Source organism: Acinetobacter sp. 24-47-47 (assembly GCF_057737035.1).
The window spans coordinates 2,721,557-2,741,323 of the sequence record NZ_CM173216.1 but is presented as its reverse complement, the minus strand read 5'-3'; the positions used below and the strand labels follow the sequence as shown (position 1 = coordinate 2,741,323).

General features: G+C 39.8%; 18 protein-coding genes and 4 tRNA genes. 15 read left to right on the top strand and 7 right to left on the bottom strand.

What is annotated here, in order from left to right:
• Position 1 precedes the first annotated feature (1 nt).
• The 3 genes from AC1M9E_RS12855 to pilB are packed head-to-tail and all read right to left on the bottom strand — an operon-like array spanning position 2 to position 3,818.
• A complete protein-coding gene (locus tag AC1M9E_RS12855; protein WP_035266012.1) occupies positions 2-862 on the bottom strand; it encodes a prepilin peptidase in 861 nt (286 codons plus the stop codon).
• Positions 862-2,088 carry a type II secretion system F family protein gene (locus AC1M9E_RS12850; protein ID WP_035266014.1) on the bottom strand — a complete coding sequence of 409 codons (1,227 nt, stop codon included), beginning with the start codon at positions 2,086-2,088 and terminating at the stop codon, positions 862-864. Before AC1M9E_RS12850 ends, AC1M9E_RS12855 begins: the two co-directional genes overlap by 1 nt.
• Before the next feature lie 20 nt (positions 2,089-2,108).
• Entirely contained in the window at positions 2,109-3,818 is a 1,710-nt protein-coding gene (gene pilB, locus AC1M9E_RS12845) for a type IV-A pilus assembly ATPase PilB (protein WP_488213421.1), read from the bottom strand.
• 261 nt (positions 3,819-4,079) lie between these two features.
• Between pilB and tpiA the strand changes: the two genes are divergently transcribed.
• From tpiA to AC1M9E_RS12770, 15 genes are all read left to right on the top strand, one after another.
• Positions 4,080-4,871: a triose-phosphate isomerase gene (gene tpiA / locus AC1M9E_RS12840; RefSeq protein WP_488224852.1), complete on the top strand. Its 792-nt coding sequence runs from the start codon at positions 4,080-4,082 to the stop codon at positions 4,869-4,871.
• Positions 4,872-4,884: 13 nt separating this feature from the next.
• The gene (gene secG, locus AC1M9E_RS12835; protein WP_488224851.1) at positions 4,885-5,214 is read left to right on the top strand and encodes a preprotein translocase subunit SecG; all 330 of its coding nucleotides are present in this window, start codon (positions 4,885-4,887) and stop codon (positions 5,212-5,214) included.
• A 53-nt stretch (positions 5,215-5,267) separates the two neighbouring features.
• Positions 5,268-5,352, top strand: a tRNA-Leu gene (locus AC1M9E_RS12830).
• A gap of 48 nt (positions 5,353-5,400) precedes the next feature.
• A tRNA-Met gene (locus AC1M9E_RS12825) sits at positions 5,401-5,477 on the top strand.
• An 81-nt stretch (positions 5,478-5,558) separates the two neighbouring features.
• Positions 5,559-5,635: transfer RNA gene (locus AC1M9E_RS12820), tRNA-Met, on the top strand.
• 91 nt (positions 5,636-5,726) lie between these two features.
• Positions 5,727-5,803: transfer RNA gene (locus tag AC1M9E_RS12815), tRNA-Met, on the top strand.
• A 202-nt stretch (positions 5,804-6,005) separates the two neighbouring features.
• Complete coding sequence (gene rimP / locus AC1M9E_RS12810; RefSeq protein ID WP_035266019.1) at positions 6,006-6,530, top strand: ribosome maturation factor RimP; 525 nt, start codon at positions 6,006-6,008, stop codon at positions 6,528-6,530.
• A 39-nt stretch (positions 6,531-6,569) separates the two neighbouring features.
• Positions 6,570-8,054, top strand: coding sequence for a transcription termination factor NusA (gene nusA / locus AC1M9E_RS12805; RefSeq protein WP_035266021.1), 1,485 nt, complete (start codon positions 6,570-6,572; stop codon positions 8,052-8,054).
• Positions 8,055-8,068: 14 nt separating this feature from the next.
• Entirely contained in the window at positions 8,069-10,783 is a 2,715-nt protein-coding gene (gene infB / locus AC1M9E_RS12800; RefSeq protein WP_180028666.1) for a translation initiation factor IF-2, read from the top strand.
• Entirely contained in the window at positions 10,783-11,187 is a 405-nt protein-coding gene (locus tag AC1M9E_RS12795) for a ribosome-binding factor A (RefSeq protein ID WP_035266025.1), read from the top strand. Before infB ends, AC1M9E_RS12795 begins: the two co-directional genes overlap by 1 nt.
• 151 nt (positions 11,188-11,338) lie before the next feature.
• Positions 11,339-11,929: a LemA family protein gene (locus tag AC1M9E_RS12790; RefSeq protein WP_488224850.1), complete on the top strand. Its 591-nt coding sequence runs from the start codon at positions 11,339-11,341 to the stop codon at positions 11,927-11,929.
• Positions 11,930-11,959: 30 nt separating this feature from the next.
• A complete protein-coding gene (locus AC1M9E_RS12785) occupies positions 11,960-13,030 on the top strand; it encodes a TPM domain-containing protein (RefSeq protein WP_481954584.1) in 1,071 nt (356 codons plus the stop codon).
• On the top strand, positions 13,024-13,584 hold the full coding sequence (locus AC1M9E_RS12780) for a TPM domain-containing protein (protein ID WP_481614059.1): 561 nt from the start codon (positions 13,024-13,026) through the stop codon (positions 13,582-13,584). The genes AC1M9E_RS12785 and AC1M9E_RS12780 overlap by 7 nt, the downstream gene beginning before the upstream one ends.
• Positions 13,585-13,766: 182 nt before the next feature.
• Positions 13,767-14,231 (top strand): pilin, encoded by a 465-nt coding sequence (locus AC1M9E_RS12775; protein ID WP_488224849.1) that lies wholly within the window; start codon positions 13,767-13,769, stop codon positions 14,229-14,231.
• Between the two features lie 94 nt (positions 14,232-14,325).
• Entirely contained in the window at positions 14,326-15,954 is a 1,629-nt protein-coding gene (locus AC1M9E_RS12770; RefSeq protein WP_488224848.1) for a PglL family O-oligosaccharyltransferase, read from the top strand.
• 36 nt (positions 15,955-15,990) lie between these two features.
• Here the strand turns inward: AC1M9E_RS12770 and bfr are convergent, their stop codons facing one another.
• The 4 genes from bfr to AC1M9E_RS12750 all read right to left on the bottom strand — a co-directional run bounded on the left by bfr (position 15,991) and on the right by AC1M9E_RS12750 (position 19,595).
• Positions 15,991-16,455, bottom strand: coding sequence for a heteropolymeric bacterioferritin subunit Bfr (gene bfr, locus AC1M9E_RS12765; protein ID WP_035264352.1), 465 nt, complete (start codon positions 16,453-16,455; stop codon positions 15,991-15,993).
• 230 nt (positions 16,456-16,685) lie between these two features.
• Positions 16,686-16,880: a bacterioferritin-associated ferredoxin gene (locus AC1M9E_RS12760; protein ID WP_035264349.1), complete on the bottom strand. Its 195-nt coding sequence runs from the start codon at positions 16,878-16,880 to the stop codon at positions 16,686-16,688.
• Positions 16,881-17,033: 153 nt separating this feature from the next.
• Positions 17,034-17,417, bottom strand: a complete 384-nt coding sequence (locus tag AC1M9E_RS12755; RefSeq protein WP_035264336.1) for a RidA family protein — start codon at positions 17,415-17,417, stop codon at positions 17,034-17,036.
• Positions 17,418-17,492: 75 nt separating this feature from the next.
• Positions 17,493-19,595, bottom strand: a complete 2,103-nt coding sequence (locus tag AC1M9E_RS12750) for a RelA/SpoT family protein (protein ID WP_488224847.1) — start codon at positions 19,593-19,595, stop codon at positions 17,493-17,495.
• Positions 19,596-19,767: the final 172 nt, after the last annotated feature.

The window sequence follows — 19,767 nt, the reverse complement described above, 5'->3', positions numbered from 1 at the left end:
CTTAACCCCCTAAATAAACCTTCATAATTTCGTTACCCCATAAGAATGCAATCCATCCAGCAATCGCAATATAAGGTCCAAAAGCAAAGGGCTGATTTTCTTTTTTGACTTTCATCAAAATGATGCCGATGATTGCACCGACTAAGGATGAAAGTAGGACAATGAGCGGTAATAAAAATGGACCCATCCATGCACCAAGCGCGGCCAGTAATTTGAAGTCGCCATATCCCATTCCTTCTTTGCCTGTCACAATTTTAAATAAATAGTACACCACCCATAAACAGAGGAAACCAATCAAATAACCCCAAATGGCGGAGGTAGGTGAGGTGTAGAGTGCATAGCTATTTACCGCTAAACCAAGTGCAGCCAAGGGGAGAGTATATCGATCGGGTAAAAGTTGTGTATCGAAGTCGATGAATGTGAGTGCGATCAGTGTCCACGTTAAAATTAAGCCAAAAAGCATTTGTAGGCTTGGACCAAATACCGCGACGACCACTAATGAGCAAACAGCAGTCAAAACTTCTACCAGTGGATAACGAATGCCAATCGGATTTTCACATTCACCACATTTTCCACGTAAAAATAACCAACTTATCACGGGGATATTTTGATACCAACGAATAGGTGTTTTACATTTCGGGCAGGTCGATGCAGGTTTACTTAGCGTGAGCTTATCTTCATCAATTATGGCTTGGTCGGGATGTAAAAACATCTGACAGTCTTGACGCCATTCTTGCTCCATCATTTTAGGTGTGCGGTAAATGACAACATTTAAAAAACTGCCGACACATAAGCTGATGATTCCTACAGTTAAATAGAGTGCTGTAGGCGATTGAATTAAATACGCAATTATTTCGTTCATTACACCACAGAACCCATTTGGAAGATTGGAAGATACATTGCGATGACTAAGCCGCCGACCAAGACACCTAGAATGGCCATAATCAAAGGCTCCATCATGGAGGTTAAGCCATCGACAGCATTGTCGACTTCACTTTCATAATGGGTTGCAACCTTATCTAGCATAGCATCGAGTGAACCCGATTCTTCACCAATCGCTACCATTTGCACAGCCATAGATGGGAATAAATTGGTCGAGCGCATAGCGAAATGAAGTTGTTGACCAGTCGCAACGTCGTCACGAATACGCATAACTGCTTGCTCATATACCACGTTATTCGTTGCACCAGCTGTTGATTGGAGTGCATCGATTAAAGGGACGCCGGCAGCAAATGTGGTTGAAAGTGTACGGCTATAACGTGCGATAATTGCTTTATAAACCAAATCACCAAAAATAGGCAGCCTTAAAGCCGTGCGATCTAATGCATCCGCAAATTTTTGACTACGTTTTTTGGCTTCAATAAAGCCGATAATGGTCAGCGCGATACCGATAATTAAAATAAACCAATATTTTTGCACCCACTCAGACATTGCCACTACGAGTTGCGTGAACGCAGGTAAGTCTGCGCCAAATGAGCTAAACATCTCAGAGAAGACAGGAACCACTTTGACCATCAAAATAATGGTCACAATAATTGCAACAACAATGACAGCAATTGGATACTTCATCGCTTTTTTAATTTTTTGTTTGAGAACTTCACTTTTTTCTTTATAAATCGCGACTCGATCGAGCATGGTTTCAAGCGCACCTGATTGCTCACCTGATTCTACCAATGAGCAGAATAACTGATCAAAATGCTGAGGATATTTGCGTAGTGCACCTGCAAAAGTATTACCACCTTCGACCTCAGTTTTAATACCCAAAACCACTTCACGCATTGCAGGATTATCTAAGCCTTCTGCAACAATTTCAAAGCTTTGAACAAGTGGTACACCTGCTTTCATCATGGTGGCAAGCTGACGCGTAAAGATGGTGATGTCCAAAGTAGACACTTTCTTCTTCATTAAGCCTTCAAGAATATTCTTGCGCTTCTCGCGGATACTACGCACCGTAATGCCTTGTTTGCGGAGCATGACTTTTGCAAGTTGAATATTACGCGCAGGCATTTCACCTTTAACTTTGGTTCCCTTGCGATCCACGCCGTCATATACAAACGTTGGCATCATCTGTGCTTTTTTCACCGCCATAATGATTTCCTTATTTTTAATTATTCACTGGTCACTCGATTCACTTCTTGTAAAGAAGTAAGTCCGTTCATGACCTTAATTAATCCTGAACGTCGAAGATTCTTAAACCCCAGTCTTTCAGATGCAGCTGCAATCTCTAATGCATTGCCATCATCCATAATAATCTTCGAAATTTCAGGTGTCACTTTCATGACTTCATAAATACCGACACGTCCTTTATAACCATCACGGCACTCAGGACAACCGACAGGTTGATAAATTTTAAAATCTGGATCTGCTAAATCCTGTTCTGTGAATCCCATTTCTAACAAACTTGGTTTAGGAATATCAGCAGGTACTTTACAGTGTACACACAGTCGTCTAGCAAGTCGTTGAGCAATGACGAGATTCACCGAAGTTGCAATATTAAAAGAGGGAACCCCCATATTGCGCAACCGGGTTAAGGTTTCAGGAGCACTATTGGTATGAAGTGTAGACATCACCATGTGGCCTGTTTGTGCTGCCTTAATTGCAATTTCAGCTGTTTCGAGATCTCGAATCTCCCCGACCATAATAATATCAGGATCTTGACGCAGGAATGATTTCAATGCGACTGAGAAGCTTAAGCCCACTTTATAATTGACGTTGACCTGATTAATGCCTTCTAAGTTAATTTCTACGGGATCTTCTGCTGTAGAGATGTTGGCATTTTCAGTATTTAAAATATTCAATCCTGTATAAAGCGATACTGTTTTACCAGAACCTGTTGGGCCCGTAATCAGTAACATGCCTTGAGGCTTCTCAAGTGCCTCAAGAAATAAAGCTTTCTGATCTTCTTCATAACCTAATGCATCAATACCAAGCATTGCACTAGACGGATCCAAAATACGTAATACGATTTTTTCACCAAATAAGGTTGGTAATGAGTTAACACGAAAATCAATCGCTTTAGTACGAGATAATTTAAGCTTAATACGGCCATCTTGCGGAATACGCTTTTCTGAAATATCCATTTGAGACATAACTTTCAAGCGTGAAGCTAATCGATTCGCGAGTTGCAATGGTGGATTTGCAATAGTTCTTAAAACACCATCAACGCGGTATCGAACTCGGTACGTTTTTTCATAAGGTTCGAAGTGTAAATCTGATGCACCCATGCGAATGGCGTCAACCAAAAGCTTGTTGATGTACTTAACAATCGGGGAATCATCACCTGAAGGACCATCATCGTTATTATTTTGCGGTGTATCGTTCTCGACCACGTTAACGTCAAGATCTTCATCACCGAAATTGAAATTCTCATTTTCAGAAAAATGCTTTTCGATCAGTTTTTCAAGTTTATTATGTTCTACAGTAATAGGAACGACGTTTAATTTACTATTAAATCGAATTGCTTCCAATGCTTCGATATCTGTAGGATCACTCGTCGCTACAAATAAAGATATACCTCGTTGATATAAAGGTAAGATTACATGTTTTGTAACAAGATTTTCTGCAACGATATCTTTGGGTAGTAACTCAACATTATATGCATCTAAATCGAACAATGGCTCCCCAAACTCTTGAGCAACCATTTCAGCAATCGTACTTGCTCGTATTTTGAGATGTTCAACGAGGTAAGGTACTAATTTTTGATGAGATTTTTTTGAATTAATAATAGCATTTTGCATTTGCTGGGAGGTCAAAATGCCTTCATCAACCAAACGACGACTTAACCCAGAAAATTTTGGCCCACTTTGATCTAAAGTCATCCCCAATACGCCTTAAATTCATTTTATAATTCGAATATTAAAATTATACGGTTATAAGTAGAAAATTCTATACTTAAAATCATTAATATTATCCGAAAACTATGAAAAAATTGAATTTTTTCACTTATTCTGTTGGATATTGTGTCTTATGTTGTCTTTTTTTAAAGAATTCTAGGTGCTGAATCTGTATCCATTGAATTTTTACGTTAATTTTTTAAAATCCGTGTAGAATGTGCGCATTTTTGATAGAAGGTTAGATCTATGTCGGGTTCGACAATTACTCCGTGGGTTGTAGGCAATTGGAAAATGAACCCAATGCAGGCTAACACGCAACAGCTTTTAGCTGATTTGAAACAACAGCTTGAGCAAGCTTCAATCACTCATGAAGTTTGTAAAATTGGTGTTGCGCCAACTTTATTGGCTTTACTCCAAGTAAAAAATGAACTTGCAACAGATGCTCATGAAGTGTTTGTGGTTGCTCAAGATGTATCTCGTATTGCGGGTACTGGTGCATTTACAGGTGAAGTCAGTGCAGATCTTTTAAAGGATAGCCAAGTCGATTATGTATTAATTGGACATTCTGAGCGTCGTGAAATATTTAATGACACGCCTGCGATTCTTAATGAAAAAATAAAAAATGCTTTAGCTGCTAACTTACATATCATCTATTGTGTGGGTGAAAGCCTTGAACAGCGTGAAAGTGGGCAAGCTGAGCGAGTGGTGTTACAACAAATTTGTGACATTGCAGGTGTTGTGAATCCAGAGCAATGGGTGCATATTACCGTCGCTTACGAGCCAATTTGGGCAATTGGAACTGGTAAAACAGCTTCCCCGGATGATGCACAAGCAATGCATGCTAAAATTCGTGAAGGATTGAGTCAAATTACACCTGAAGGTCAAAACATAGCAATTCTTTATGGTGGTAGTGTAAAACCTGAGAATGCTGTTGAATTGGCAGCATGCCCTGATATCAATGGTGCCCTCGTAGGCGGTGCATCACTCAATGCAGAATCATTTGTTCAAATTGCGCAAGCATTTGCCCAATCAAAATAATTAGGAGTTCATCATGCAATCTTTTGTACTGGTGCTACACATCATTTTAGCGTTATTGATGATTATTTTAATTCTAGTACAGCATGGTAAAGGTGCAGATGCTGGTGCGTCTTTTGGCGGTGGCGGTGCAGCGACTGTATTTGGCGCTTCTGGTTCTGGTAACTTCTTAACACGTTTAACTGGGATACTTACTGCTTTATTCTTTATTACAAGTATTAGTTTGGCTTACTTTGCAAAGCAGCAAACGACAGATGCTTATGGTTTGAAAACGATTAACACAACTGAGCAAGTTGATCAAAAAACGCCTGAAACTTCATCAACTGCACCAAAACCAGCTGAATAATTGAATATTTCGCTTTCAATTTTTCATTGAAACCACTAGAATGCGTCACAGCTGCGGTGGTGGTGGAATTGGTAGACACGCTACCTTGAGGTGGTAGTGCTTTCGGGCGTGGGGGTTCAAGTCCCCCCTTCCGCACCAACTTATAATCCAGAAGTTTAAGTTGGTGTTTGCAGCAAAATCTGTTGATGCGGGATGGAGCAGTCTGGTAGCTCGTCGGGCTCATAACCCGAAGGTCGTTGGTTCAAATCCAGCTCCCGCTACCAATCAATCCTATAATTAAGATGCAAACTTAAGATAGGCAACTTAAACAAGGTTTGAGTTGAGATATACTTTTTGCACGTTGATGCGGGATGGAGCAGTCTGGTAGCTCGTCGGGCTCATAACCCGAAGGTCGTTGGTTCAAATCCAGCTCCCGCTACCACTTTTGATTAAGGTGCAACTTAATCAAGTCTAATTAGAAAATTTTTCTGATTGAAAAATGATTCAAATTTAGATATAATTTTGCACGTTGATGCGGGATGGAGCAGTCTGGTAGCTCGTCGGGCTCATAACCCGAAGGTCGTTGGTTCAAATCCAGCTCCCGCTACCAAGTTTCTAAAGAGGCTCACAACTAGGTGGGCCTTTTTGCACAGTGGGCATTGCTTTTCTGTGCAATAATGGGGGCGAATGCGCCCTTTTTTGTTATCTATCGTGTAGTGTGGACATCAATTGGTCAAATAATCATGCTATCACTATAGTTAGTCTGTGTCGGTCTATTGGCCGATTGAATCGCACATAAATGACGAGAGTAAATGAAGTTATCAAATAAAACCCAAGCATTGTATGAACTGATCGCACCCGCTGTTGAGGCGTGCGATGTTGAACTATGGGGTTTAGAATTTACACCTCAGGGTAAGCGTTCGCTAGTACGTATCTACATTGACAAGCCTGAAGATCCAAACAAAGAACCTGTTATTTCCGAAGACGGTGAAATTGATCTTGGTCGTGGTGTGGGTGTGCAAGATTGTGTACGTGTTACCCAACAAGTTGGTGCAATCCTCGATGTTCATGATCCAATTTCTGGTGAATATGCATTAGAAGTTTCATCACCAGGTTGGGATCGCACTTTCTTTAAACTTGAACAGATGCAAGCATATATTGGTCAACAAGTTGCTTTACGTTTGATTTCTGCAGTGGATAACCGCCGTAAATTCCAAGCGAAACTGGTTGCTGTAGATGTAGAAAATGAAATGATCCAAGTTGAAGTTGAAAAGCAACAAGTGCTCGAGATCGATAGTCACAATATCGATAAGGCCAACTTGATCTACCAAGACTAAATTAATCTTAACTAAAAGAATTTGAATAGTAGGTGACTTATGGGCCGTGAAATTCTTACCGTTGCTGAGACGGTTAGTAATGAAAAAGGTGTTAGTCGTGAAGCGATTTTCGAAGCGCTCGAGCAAGCTCTAGTTGCTGCAACGAAGAAAAAATTCTACGAAGGCACAAATTCTGAAGAAGCACAGTTGCGCGTTGAAATCGATCGTAAGACTGGTGAATACCGTACTTTCCGTCAATGGACTGTAGTAGCAGATGAAGATCATGAAATGCCTGCATGCCAAGACGCGATTTCTGATGTGGACCCAGCGAAGTGGTCAATCGGTGATGTGCGTGAGCTTGAAGTAGAATCAATTGAATTTGGTCGTATTGCAGCTCAAATCGCGAAGCAAGTTATTGTTCAGAAAATTCGTGAAGCTGAACGCGCGCTTATTGCAGATGCATATGAATCTAAAGTTGGTGAGTTAATTTACGGAGAAGTAAAGAAACAAACTAAAGATGGTTTCATCATTGACCTCGGTGAGAATGCGGAAGCATATCTTGCACGTGAAGAAATGATCGCAAAAGAAATTTTACGTCCTAAACAGCGTGTAAATGCGATTTTATTTAACGTAAACCGTGAAGGTCGTGGTGCGCAGCTACAACTTTCTCGTGCTAAGCCAGAAATGTTAATGGCATTGATGAAAAAAGAAATTCCAGAAATTTCTGAAGAAATCATCGAAATTAAAGCTGCTGCACGTCAACCGGGTGTTCGTGCTAAAATTGCAGTGAAAACGAACGATCATCGTATTGATCCAGTTGGTGCATGTATTGGTATGCGTGGAACACGTATTCAAGCTGTACAGCAAGAATTGAACGGTGAGCGTATTGATGTTGTAGTTTGGTCAGATGATCCAGCTCAATATATCGCAAGTGCTTTAGAGCCAGCAGATGTATCGGGTATTGTGATTGATGAAGAAGAACGCACAGCAGATATTATTTTTGCTACAAGCGATCAATTGGCGCGTGCAATTGGTTCTCAAGGTCAAAACGTACGTTTAGCTTCTGAGTTAACTGGTTATAAGCTCAATATGATGCTTGAAGAAGAGTACCGTGCTCGTCAACAAAATGAAGCACAGCAATATCTCGATATGTTTGTAGGTCGTCTTGATATTGAAGAAGACCTTGCGATGGCATTGGTAGAAATGGGCTTTACTTCACTTGAAGAGATTGCTTACGTTCCAGCTGAAACATTTGATGAAATCGAATTAGATGCAGAAACGGTTGAGCTTTTACAAAGCCGTGCGAAAGAAGTTGCATTAGCAGATGCACTGAAAGAGCAAGAAAATATTCAAGAACCGAGCGAAGAGCTTCTAGCGATGGAAGGAATGAGTTCAGAGCTTGCTTATGCATTAGCGGCTCGCGGTGTAATCACAGTAGATGATTTAGCAGATCAGGCAACTGATGATATCTCTGATATCGAAGGTTTAGGTGCTGAGAAAGCAGGTCAATTGATCATGAAAGCACGTGAATCATGGTTTAATTAACGAGGAGGTCATACATGACGGATAAGTCAATTAAAGAGTTAGCAGTCAGCGTAGGTCTTCCAGTTGAAAAACTATTAGATCAGGTGCGAGATGCTGGGTTGCCTCAATCTAAGGCAGAAGACACAATCTCAGTAGAACAGCAAGACCGTTTAGTCGCTCATTTGAAAAAAGCGCATGGGCAAGACAGCGGCAGCGCAGGAAAAATCACGTTGAAACGTAAAACTACGAGTACTGCAAAAGTAGCAAGTACATCAGGTAAAGCTAAAACTATTAACGTAGAAGTTCGTAAGAAGCATACGTTCACTAAGCCAGATCCTGAACAAATTAAAGCTGAAGCATTGGCAAAAGCAAAAGCTGAAACTGAAGCAAAAGCACAGCAAAAAGTTGAAGTTAAACCAGTTCAAGCTGAAGAGAAGGCGCAACCTGCAGTAAGTAAAGCGAAAGCGAACTTAGATGCAATGCGTGCTGCAGCGAAACAATCGAGTGAGAAGCAAGAAGTTGCTAAAGCTGCGGTTGTGGTTAAGCGCAAGTCAACAAATAAACCGATTGTTAAACAAGCAACTAAGCCAACTGAAACTGCAGAACAGAAAAAAGCACGTGAAGCTGAAGCTGCTAAATTAAAAGCAGTTGAAGAAGCAGCACGTCGTAAAGCAGCTGAAGAAGCACAACAACGTACGCTTGAACAAATGCGTCAGATGGCTTCTAAGTACTCTAATGAAGATGCAACTGCAACGATTCGTGTGGTCGATGATTCTCCATTGGCTGCTGGTCTTGTTGGTCAAGCATACGAAGATTCATTCGCGAAAGAAGACCGTGACATTAAGCGTGGTAATAACACACCAGGTGCACGTTCTCCTAAGAAAGGTGGTCGTCGTGGTCAAGAAGAGCAATCTTTCCGTGACAACTCTCATAAACGTGGTTTGAAATCAAGCCAAGCTAATAAACATGGTTTCGAGAAGCCAGTTAAAAAGCAAGTTTATGATGTTGAAATCGGTGCAACTATTGTTGTTGCTGACCTTGCTGCAAAAATGGCGATTAAGGTTCGTGAAGTAATTAAAACACTCATGAAAATGGGTGAGCTTGTCACTCAAAACCAATCAATCGACCAAGATACAGCAGTTCTAGTGGTTGAAGAAATGGGTCATAACCCAGTTCTAGTATCAGATACTCAAGCGGAAGATAACTTGCTTGAGGCGGCTGAAGAAGCACGTGGTGCACAAACAACGCGTCCACCAGTGGTTACTATCATGGGTCACGTTGACCATGGTAAGACATCGCTTCTTGATCGTATTCGTCGTGCGAAAGTAGCGCAAGGTGAAGCGGGCGGTATTACACAGCATATCGGTGCTTATCACGTTACAACGGATAAAGGTATTATCACGTTCTTGGATACTCCGGGACACGCAGCATTTACTGCGATGCGTTCACGTGGTGCGAAAGCAACTGATATCGTTGTATTGGTGGTCGCAGCTGATGATGGTGTTATGCCACAAACAGCGGAAGCGATTGACCATGCTCGTGCAGCAGGTACGCCAATCATTGTTGCAATCAACAAGATGGATAAAGAATCTGCTGATCCAGATCGCGTATTGAATGAATTGACAACTAAAGAAATCGTGCCTGAGCAATGGGGTGGTGATGTCCCTGTAGCGATGGTTTCTGCGCACACCGGTGCAGGTATTGATGAACTTCTTGACTTGATCTTGATCCAATCTGAACTTCTAGAGCTTAAAGCTTCTGAAGAAGGTGCGGCACAAGGTGTTGTAATCGAAGCACGTGTTGATAAAGGCCGTGGTGCGGTTACTTCGATTCTTGTTCAAAATGGTACATTAAAAGTAGGTGACCTCGTTCTTGCAGGCGCATCTTACGGTCGTGTACGTGCGATGACTGATGAAAATGGTCAACGTATTAAGTCTGCAGGTCCATCGATTCCAGTTGAAATCTTAGGTCTTCCAGAAGCGCCAATGGCGGGTGATGAAGTTCTTGTTGTTAACGATGAGAAGAAAGCTCGTGAAGTGGCTGATGCACGTATGGATCGTGAGCGTCAGAAACGTTTAGAGCGTCAATCTGCAATGCGTCTTGAAAACTTAATGGCTTCAATGGGCAAAAAAGATGTGCCGATTGTGAATGTAGTTCTGAAGACAGATGTTCGCGGTACATTGGAAGCGCTTCATGTTGCATTGGCTGAACTTTCAACTGATGAAGTGAAAGTGCGTGTAATTGGTTCAGGTGTTGGTGCGATTACTGAGTCTGATGTCACACTTGCAGAATCTTCTGAAGCATTCTTATTAGGCTTTAACGTTCGTGCAGATAATACAGCGCGCCAAAAAGCTGACGCAGATGGTATCGACATCCGTTACTACTCAATCATTTACCAATTGATTGATGATGTGAAAGATGCAATGAGTGGTAAGCTTGCACCAGAACATCGTGAAACAATTCTTGGTGTGGCTGAAGTACGTGAAGTATTCCACTCGAGTAAGTTTGGTGCTGCAGCAGGTTGTATGGTTCTTGAGGGCTTATTACACCGTAATAAACCAATTCGTGTCTTACGTGATGACGTGGTTGTGTTCCAAGGTGAACTTGAATCACTTCGCCGTTATAAAGAAGTGGTTGAAGAAGTTCGTGCTGGTATGGAATGTGGTCTTGCAGTCAAAGGCTATAAAGACATCAAAGTGCTCGATAAAATCGAAGTCTATGATGTTCAATTAATTAAACGGAGTCTTTAATGGCGGGTAGTCAACGTCTTAAGCGTATGGCGGACACGGTTCAGCGTGAATTGTCTGAACTTATCCGTCAGGAGCTGAAAGATCCACGCTTAGGTGGTCTTGTGACCATCTCAGCGGTGAAAGTGAGCCCAGATTTAGGCTATGCTGAAGTTTACGTCACTGTCATGGGGCGTGAACTTGGTGATGAGCAAAGTGAAGCAGCAAATAAAGATACTCTAGATGTTTTAAATAAAGCATCAGGTTTTCTACGTCATGAGCTGAGTCGTCGTATTAAGACACGTATCACACCTCGTTTACGTTTCCATTATGATAAAACTAATGCATACGGAAACTACATGTTTGGTCTAATTGCTGAAGCTGTGAAGGACTTACCTCCAGCTGACGATAAAAAAGACGAAGAGTAATTTCAAACAAAAAGCCACCTTAGGGTGGCTTTTTTTATCTTAATGTTTTTATATAAATTAAAGCCATAAAATAAATGCTACATTCAATTTTGAATTTGCGTATACAATATTTTTAATTAAACAAATACAAATAAATAATGAGGTTGATGTCATGCAAACTTTAAAAAAATCAGCTGTTGTGCTCGCATTATCAAGTACCTTGCTTTTCACAGGTTGTGGGTACAATACACTTCAAGCGAAAGATGAAGCGGTGACTGCATCATGGTCTGAGGTACAAAACCAATACCAGCGTCGAGCAGACCTTGTTCCGAATTTGGTGAATGTAGTTAAAGGATATGCAAAACATGAAGAACAAGTTTTAACTGAAGTCACAGAGGCACGTGCAAATGTTGCAGGGCTCAAAGTTGATAAAGAAGTTCTTGAAAATCCTGAACTATTCAAGCGTTATCAAGAAGCGCAATCGCAAATGACAAGTGCATTATCACGTTTGCTGGCAGTGACTGAAAACTATCCAGATCTTAAAGCGAATGAGCAATTCCGTGATTTGCAGGTACAATTAGAGGGTACAGAAAACCGTATAGCAGTTGCGCGTAATCGCTATATTTCTACCGTCCAAGATTACAACACCTATGTTCGTCAATTCCCACAAGTCGTAACTGCGAAAGTCATTGGCATGGATGCAAAAGAAAACTTTAGTGCTGAAGCGAGTGCACAAAAGGCACCTAATGTTTCTTTTGATTAAATCAATAATTATAAGTTGATGAATATGAGCATGAGCATGAGAACTCAGCATCTTAGACACAATAGTATGAAATTGCTTTCATGGCTATTTGTCTTTGCGATGACCTGTACATTGCAAATGATTCATGCAGAAACTGCAACAGCAGTAGATCATGAGTCTGACGCGATTGTGCTGGGAAAAGTGATTCAACCCAATTCAACAAATCCATCATCAAGTGCTCAGCAAAATAAACCAACTCCAGTACCTCCTGTTACTGTTTCAAATGATATGCAGGAAGGAGACACTCAACGTCAACTCCCTACATTAAATGAACCTGTGATAGATCAGGCGAATATACTTTCTCCTCAAGAAAAGTCGGAACTCGATACAATAATTCGCGGTCTATATAACGAGGGTAAGGCTCAAATTGGGATCGTCATTGTTCCAACAACTGGTCAGGAAGGTATCTTTGATTTTGCAATGCGTACTGCACAGACTTGGGGGTTAGGTTCTGCTCAACAAGATAATGGTTTATTAATCGCAGTGGCGATTAATGATCGAAGATTACATATCGCAACAGGTTATGGATTGGAAGGTGTGATTCCAGATATCGTTGCGAGTCGAATCATTCGTGAACAAATCACCCCTTATTTTAAAGCCAATGAATTTGGACAGGGTTTAATTGCAGGGGTTAGAGAAATTCAACGAATCGTTAACCTTGATCCGGAAATTGCCCAACAAGCCGCTGAAGAACTGAAACTTAGACAAGAACAAGCGTTAAAAGCACAATATGCAAAAGAAAAGACATTTAACACGGTATTATTTATTTTGATCGCTGGTGTGATTGGTTCTTTTATTATTGGTAATCGTTTAAGTGCATCGGTGGCGGGTGTTACTGCTTTTGCAGCGAGCATGATTTATGGTTCAGGGATTTTAATCAGCTTGATTGTGGGTATCGGAATTTTCTTTTTATTATTTACATCCATCGCACAGTTGATTTTCCAAGCATTTTTATCTGGCGGAGGACGCGGCGGCAGTGGCGGTCGAGGCGGATTTGGCGGTGGTGGATTTAGTGGCGGTGGTGGTGGCTTTGGTGGGGGAGGTGCGTCAGGCTCATGGTAACAAAAACTGAAACGACAGAAATTATCACTGAACCAAAGTTGCAACAAGCATCTCAACCGAGCTTCAAGCGCTGGATTAGGCACTTTTGTTATTTGCCTGCGTCTAAACGTTATTTTTCCAAAATGGATCAAAATGCGATTGCAGAGGCAGTGAAACAAGCGGAGCAAGGTCATGTTGGAGAGATCCAAGTGGTCATAGAGGGATATATTCCATGTGCCTTGGCTTATTCAATGAATACTCGTCAGCGAGCAGAACAACTTTTTGCTGAATTAGGTGTATGGGATACAGAGTTTAATAGTGGTGTACTGATATATTTAAATCTATGTGAACAGAAAGTTGAAATTGTGATTGATCGTGGAATTCAAAAGGCCACAACGCAACAGGATTGGCAAGCAATCTGTGATCACATGATTAATGAGCTAAAAAATAAAAATTATAAACAGGGTGTTATTGTTGGTGTGATGGAAGTCGGTGAAATTTTGAATCGTTTTTATGATGATAAAGTGCAAGATTTGGAAAATGAGCTCAGTAATCAGCCAATTATTTTAAATTGATTTAAGAAAAGTGACAAAAATTGTCACTTTTTTACATAAATTAACATTAAAAATAAATTTGAAAATTATTTATTGGCAACCTTGAAGGGTTATACGAAAATAGCATCAGTTAGTTAGCAACAACAAAATCTATTTTGGGGATAGGTTGTTAACTTTGAACTTAAAAAATTAGGAGAGATGTTATGAACGCTCAAAAAGGTTTTACTTTAATCGAGTTAATGATCGTTGTTGCAATTATCGGTATTCTCGCTGCGATTGCGATTCCTGCTTACCAGAATTATATTGCACGTTCGCAGTTTTCAGAATCTCAAGTTCTACTATCTGGTGCTAAAACATCTATTCAGGAAAAAGTTGATCAAGGCTCAGCTTATGGAGCAGGTTCTTCGACTGAAGGTGGTAATAATCCTTTAGGAATTTCATTGACAGGTAAATATGGTACTGCTGAATATGCTGCTTATGCTGTTGCTGATACGTCTGCAACTGTTACTTATACATTTGGTACCAATGTTAATAAAAACTTGCAATCTGCTAAAGTGCGTTATACATATACTCCTGGTGGAAATACAACTGGCGGTACATGGGCTTGTACAACTACTGTTAAAGAAGAATATGCAAATAATTGTGCAACAGTGGAATCAATCAACTAATTCTCAAAAAAAGCACTCATTAGAGTGCTTTTTTTATAATCTAAGAATTAAAAAAAGTATAATATAATTAATTTTCTATTTTATAGATCTTGTAATGCGCAAGAAATTCTTCATATTTTTAATTTTTGTTTTTATTCTATCTTGGCTGTTACCATACCATCGTTCTCCTTGGCCGACTTTTAGTTCAGAAATATTAACGTTTATTGCAGCCTCTTTTTTATTGCTATGCTTAGCAAAATCTAAGGTAAAAATCGCAAAACCACAGCTTTATTTATTGCCATTTTTAAGTATTCCACTCATTCAATTTATTTTTGGACAGAACATCTATTTCAGCAATGCTTTATTTAGTTTTGCTTATATTCTGTTCTTTATGTTGATGGTGATTGCTGGATATCAACTTTGCCTCGAGCAGAAAAAGAGAGAACAAGTATTTAAAATTACCTGTTTAACATTTGTTTCAGTCGGAGTTATCTCAGCTATATTTGCTGTGCTACAGTGGTTGGATATGCATACCTTCTTTTCAGGTATTATTTATTCATTTAACGGCAATCGCCCGTATGCGAATTTAGCTCAGCCGAATAATTTAGCGACATTACTCATTCTAAGTTTATTAAGTAGTATTTATCTATTTGAAAAGAAAATAATTTCTAGTTTTTTTCTTGTGCCAATGTCTTTAATCACACTGTTTGGTGTGGTGTTAGCACAATCTCGAACAAGTATTATCGTTTGCGCTTTTATTGTGATCTATTGGTTAATCAAACAAGTCAAAAAACAGAATCGATTTTCTCATATCCATCTCGCATTATGGGTTGGCTTATTTATATTACTTTCATCCAATTTAGCATCTCTTAATCAATGGCTTTTTGCTGTTACAGATACTCAAACTGCTGTTCAAGGCTCAGCAATAGTGGCAAAAGGTGCAGGTGATATTCGTCTAGATATGTGGCAACAAATGATAGCTGCAATTCTGCATCAACCATGGTGGGGGTATGGATGGAATCAAACAGGCTTAGCACAGTACTATATTACTGATACCTTCCAAGTTTCACTTTGGTATAAAAGTGCACACAATATGATTCTAGATCTGTTGGTCTGGAATGGTTTGATTTTAGGTGGGTTTATTCTTCTGTACTTTACAGCTTGGCTACTGTGGCTCAATAAAGGGGTGAAGGATAATATCTCGATCATTGCAACATTAATGGTATGTGCGATTCTCATTCATGGCATGTTAGAGTTTCCTTTACATTATGCTTATTTTTTACTTCCGGCAGGTTTCTTACTGGGCATCATTCAGGCGCAATATGCAAAATTGCCTTCAGTGAAAATAAATGGTCGAGTATTTGCAGTGATTGCTCTTATCACGATTGTTGGGGCTTTAGTTACGACACGAGATTATTTTTTATATAAAGAGCAAAGTGTACTCGCATCAAAGGCTGAAGCTTTAACAGCAGATCAACAACACACCATGCAAAAGCAAATTTGGTTGATTACTCAATTTAAAGAGCGTGTGTGGTGGATTGGACTAGATCCTAAAACTGAAATGACAGAACAACAACTTGCTGATCTAGAGCGAATGGTTGCAAACTTGGCATCAAAATATGATTTACATAAGTATGCACAAGTGTTGGCTTTTAATGGTAAGGAGCAAGAAGCGAAGCATCAATTATGGATTTTAAAAACATTGCATAAGCAACATATTGAGTATGATGACTTATTGAAATAAAAAAATCCCCGAAAGGGGATTTTTTTATTTCAATCATTAAATTTGACTTTGAATATAATTCTCTACACCAACTTGATCGACAAGATCGAGTTGAGTGGTCGCCCAATCTAAATACTCTTCTTCTTTTTCTAAGATCTCTTGTACTAAATCACGTGTAACATAATCGAGTTGTTCTTCTGCTAATTTCACAGCAGTTTGAATCGTTTCAATATTTTCTTTTACTTTCCGAACATCGCATTGCAGCACTTCAATGGTGTGTTGACCAATATAGAGCTTACCCAGATGTTGCAGATTTGGAAGACCTTCTAAAAATAAAATGCGCTCAATGATTTTATCTGCATGCTTCATTTGACGGATAGATTCTTTATATTCCGCTGAACCGAGTTGTTCGATGCCCCAATCATTAAACATACGTGAATGTAAGAAATATTGGTTGATGGCTGTAAGATGGTGGTAAAGCACCTGATTTAACTGATGAATAACGTCACGGTTGCCTTTCATGATCTTAGCTCCAAACTCAAAATTCAGCCTATCATAGAAGGCTATCGATAGAGATTATCTTAACCCAACTTGGTAAAGCCTGACGAGTAATTTATTGAACAGCAAATGAAAATCGCAATCAAATACACTTTTGCAAAAAATAACCCCACTGAGTCAAAGCGGGGGGAGAAATTGGAAATCTGAATTATAGTTATAGAATGAGTTGTTATTATTTTTTAGCACATTCTGAACTAAGCGGCGATTGAAATTCTGGCAGCTATTTCAGCAAGTTCTTCATTAATAATACTGCGTGCTTCAGGAACACAACGTCCACAACAAGTGCCTAGGTCAAGCAAGTCACGAATTTCACGATAAGATTCAGCGCCATTTGCCATAGCATCTTTAATATCTTGATCTGTAATTCCACGACATAAACAAACGTACATTTCTGCTCAACCACAAGGATAAATGCGATAGTTGATATTATTGATAATTATTATCGTTTGTCAATGAAATTCATTTAAAAATGCTGTTTAATTCATCGTTTTTCTAGATAAAAAAATACCACCTTATAGGTGGTATTTTTTAAGATATTGAAATTATTTAGAAATAATCACAACACCATCCATTTCAACCAGTGCGCCTTTAGGTAAACTTGCAACGCCTAATGCTGCACGCGCTGGATACGGCTGAGCGAAATATTCACCCATAATTTGGTTTACCAATTGAAAGTGAGATAAATCAGTGAGGAAAATATTCAGTTTAGCAATATCAGCTAAAGAACCACCAGCAGCTTCACAAACTGCTTTTAGATTATCAAATACACGACGAATTTGGGCTTCAATGCCTTCAACCAATTCCATGCTATATGGGTCTAATCCAATTTGTCCTGAAAGATAAAGTGTATCGCCGACAAGAATGGCTTGAGAGTAAGTACCAATTGCAGCAGGTGCATTTTCAGTATGAATGACTTGGCGGGACATCTATTTCTCCATTATTCAAATCTAGCTTCATCATAAAGGATGAACACTATAGGTGAAAGCTCTAATCTGTATTCTTTAGCAGGCTTGTGAGACTTCTTCAATCGCAAGAGGAGCTGACATGCGTGAAATACGCGGAAAACCAAATTGCATGCGGAGTTCACGAATGATTTGCGCAATTTGCTGACGACTATGAACAACAATACTCAGATAGGTTTTTGAATCGTATTTTCGAACGGACTCGATTCCGATTTTTGATTTACGACAGATATAAATCAGTTCTGAAATTTGCTCATCACTTAATAATAGATCGATACACAAGTAAGCATTGAAGTTGATTTCTGATTCGCCTTCATCTTTCCAGTGCAACGGCATAATATTTTCGGGGTGTAACTGTTGTTCGTGTAGAAGGTTCTTACAGCGAGCACGGTGAACAATAAGACCACGGCGAGATAAATGCCCCTGTATAGGATCGCCTAACACTGCATTACAACAATGGGCATATTTTACATCTACACCATCAGTACCTAAGATCAGGCGACTTGATGCTTGATCTTGATGATGATCTTGAGCAAAGAGATGGTTCGCCACAAGTTGTGGGAGTAAATCACCTACAGCAATTTGTTCAAAAAGATGATTCTTGGTTGGAATATGGCGCCATTGTAATAGTTCAGTCCAATTTTGATCAGTTAGATCATGAATAGACGTATTAAATAACTTTAATGCACGATTTAACGCTTGTTGACCGACAAGGCGCTGTTCATCAATATCTTGGTCTCGCAAAATATTTTGAATAGAGCGTCTCGCTTTTTGAGTGTTGATAAAGCTCAGCCAATCAGGGTTGGGTGAAGCGAGAACATCTGTAATCACCTCAATGACTTGACCACTTGAGAGTGGTGTAGAAAGCGGTTTGATTTCACCATCAATTTTACAGCCGACGGCATGGTTACCTAAGAACAAGCTTGCAGAGTAGGCGAAATCTACTGCTGTCGCTCCTTGTGGTAACTCATGTAAGTGACCTTGAGGAGTATAGACCCATATTTTTTCTTGATGTAAATAATCCAATAGATCATTAAACGTGGTCTTAGCACAGTCGCCACCGACTAAGGTATGCAAATTCTGCATAGATGCTTGAATGGCAGATCGGCATGTTTGAGGAGCATTTTCACCTAATACCACCCCAAATCGCGCAGCCTTACGCATAAGTTCAGTTTGTATGGTGAGCGAAAGCGTTGTTTTCTCGCCTTTCAAACGCAGCATCAAGGATTGATTGCCACCAGGGAGAGGGCGGCGGATATGATCTTGGTAATTTAAAACTTGGAAGTTATCTTTTAACAACTCAACTAAACGATCGCAATCGGCAATGGTCTGGAGTACGATTTCAAACGCATGACTATGTGTGAGTTCTTGAAGGTTAATTTCGTTTTTAACAAAGTGGCGTAATAATTCAATGTTATTGTTTTTCTTTTTAATCCGCCCAGGAATATTGGAGTTTTCCAAGAGATCGCTCAAATGCTTTTCCCAAATGGCTTGGTACTTACAGCGTTGAGGTTTGGTTTGCGCCAAAGCATTTTGAACATCATTGAACATATCTAGATCAAGATTTTGATAACAGAGGTGTTCAAGATTGTCAGCCATTTCATTCATGCCGACCAAACGTGCCATTGGCACGAATATATCAAAAGTTTCTTGTGCAATACGGGCACGTTTATCTGGTCTTAAAGCTTCCAAAGTCGTCATATTATGGTAACGGTCTGAAAGTTTAATGATGATCACACGAGGATCTTGTAAAGTGGCTTGTAGGATTTTTCGGAATGAGGCTGCTTTATTATATTCCTTGTCACTAGAGTGGCTTAATTTCGTAACACCATCGACCAGCTCAGCCACTGTTTTGCCAAATTTTTCAGTAATGTCTTCTTTGCTAAAGTCGGTATCTTCAATAACATCGTGCAGTAGTGCTGCCATTAACGTTTCTGGGTCTAGGCGCATATGCGCCAGAATACAACTTACGGCTATCGGATGCAGAATATAGGGTTCACCGCTTTTGCGTGTAATACCATCATGCGCCATGTCAGCATAATCGCAGGCCACAAGTACTCTGTCGACGTCCTTTTCAGATAAATACGCGTCGATGATGACTTTTAGCTGTTGCTTAGCTTGGCTGACCAATGGGCCTGGCATACTACACCTTTGAATCCGTGGAAGAGAGTAAAAAGTAAAAGACTTTACTAAAAATTCATATTGCTACAATGCTCTATTTTTAAATAGAGAATAGCTCTAATTTTTTTAACAAATTTTTTCAATTTTGTCGAATCATTCTCTAAAAAAATTCAATAAAAAAGCCTAGTCACTG

Excerpts from the sequence above, each read along its gene's own strand:
- AC1M9E_RS12855 (WP_035266012.1), bottom strand. The coding sequence starts at position 862 with ATGAACGAAATAATTGCGTATTTAATTCAATCGCCTACAGCACTCTAT.
- AC1M9E_RS12850 (WP_035266014.1), bottom strand. The coding sequence starts at position 2,088 with ATGGCGGTGAAAAAAGCACAGATGATGCCAACGTTTGTATATGACGGC.
- pilB (WP_488213421.1), bottom strand. The coding sequence starts at position 3,818 with ATGACTTTAGATCAAAGTGGGCCAAAATTTTCTGGGTTAAGTCGTCGT.
- tpiA (WP_488224852.1), top strand. The coding sequence starts at position 4,080 with ATGTCGGGTTCGACAATTACTCCGTGGGTTGTAGGCAATTGGAAAATG.
- secG (WP_488224851.1), top strand. The coding sequence starts at position 4,885 with ATGCAATCTTTTGTACTGGTGCTACACATCATTTTAGCGTTATTGATG.
- rimP (WP_035266019.1), top strand. The coding sequence starts at position 6,006 with ATGAAGTTATCAAATAAAACCCAAGCATTGTATGAACTGATCGCACCC.
- nusA (WP_035266021.1), top strand. The coding sequence starts at position 6,570 with ATGGGCCGTGAAATTCTTACCGTTGCTGAGACGGTTAGTAATGAAAAA.
- infB (WP_180028666.1), top strand. The coding sequence starts at position 8,069 with ATGACGGATAAGTCAATTAAAGAGTTAGCAGTCAGCGTAGGTCTTCCA.
- AC1M9E_RS12795 (WP_035266025.1), top strand. The coding sequence starts at position 10,783 with ATGGCGGGTAGTCAACGTCTTAAGCGTATGGCGGACACGGTTCAGCGT.
- AC1M9E_RS12790 (WP_488224850.1), top strand. The coding sequence starts at position 11,339 with ATGCAAACTTTAAAAAAATCAGCTGTTGTGCTCGCATTATCAAGTACC.
- AC1M9E_RS12785 (WP_481954584.1), top strand. The coding sequence starts at position 11,960 with ATGAGCATGAGAACTCAGCATCTTAGACACAATAGTATGAAATTGCTT.
- AC1M9E_RS12780 (WP_481614059.1), top strand. The coding sequence starts at position 13,024 with ATGGTAACAAAAACTGAAACGACAGAAATTATCACTGAACCAAAGTTG.
- AC1M9E_RS12775 (WP_488224849.1), top strand. The coding sequence starts at position 13,767 with ATGAACGCTCAAAAAGGTTTTACTTTAATCGAGTTAATGATCGTTGTT.
- AC1M9E_RS12770 (WP_488224848.1), top strand. The coding sequence starts at position 14,326 with ATGCGCAAGAAATTCTTCATATTTTTAATTTTTGTTTTTATTCTATCT.
- bfr (WP_035264352.1), bottom strand. The coding sequence starts at position 16,455 with ATGAAAGGCAACCGTGACGTTATTCATCAGTTAAATCAGGTGCTTTAC.
- AC1M9E_RS12760 (WP_035264349.1), bottom strand. The coding sequence starts at position 16,880 with ATGTACGTTTGTTTATGTCGTGGAATTACAGATCAAGATATTAAAGAT.
- AC1M9E_RS12755 (WP_035264336.1), bottom strand. The coding sequence starts at position 17,417 with ATGTCCCGCCAAGTCATTCATACTGAAAATGCACCTGCTGCAATTGGT.
- AC1M9E_RS12750 (WP_488224847.1), bottom strand. The coding sequence starts at position 19,595 with ATGCCAGGCCCATTGGTCAGCCAAGCTAAGCAACAGCTAAAAGTCATC.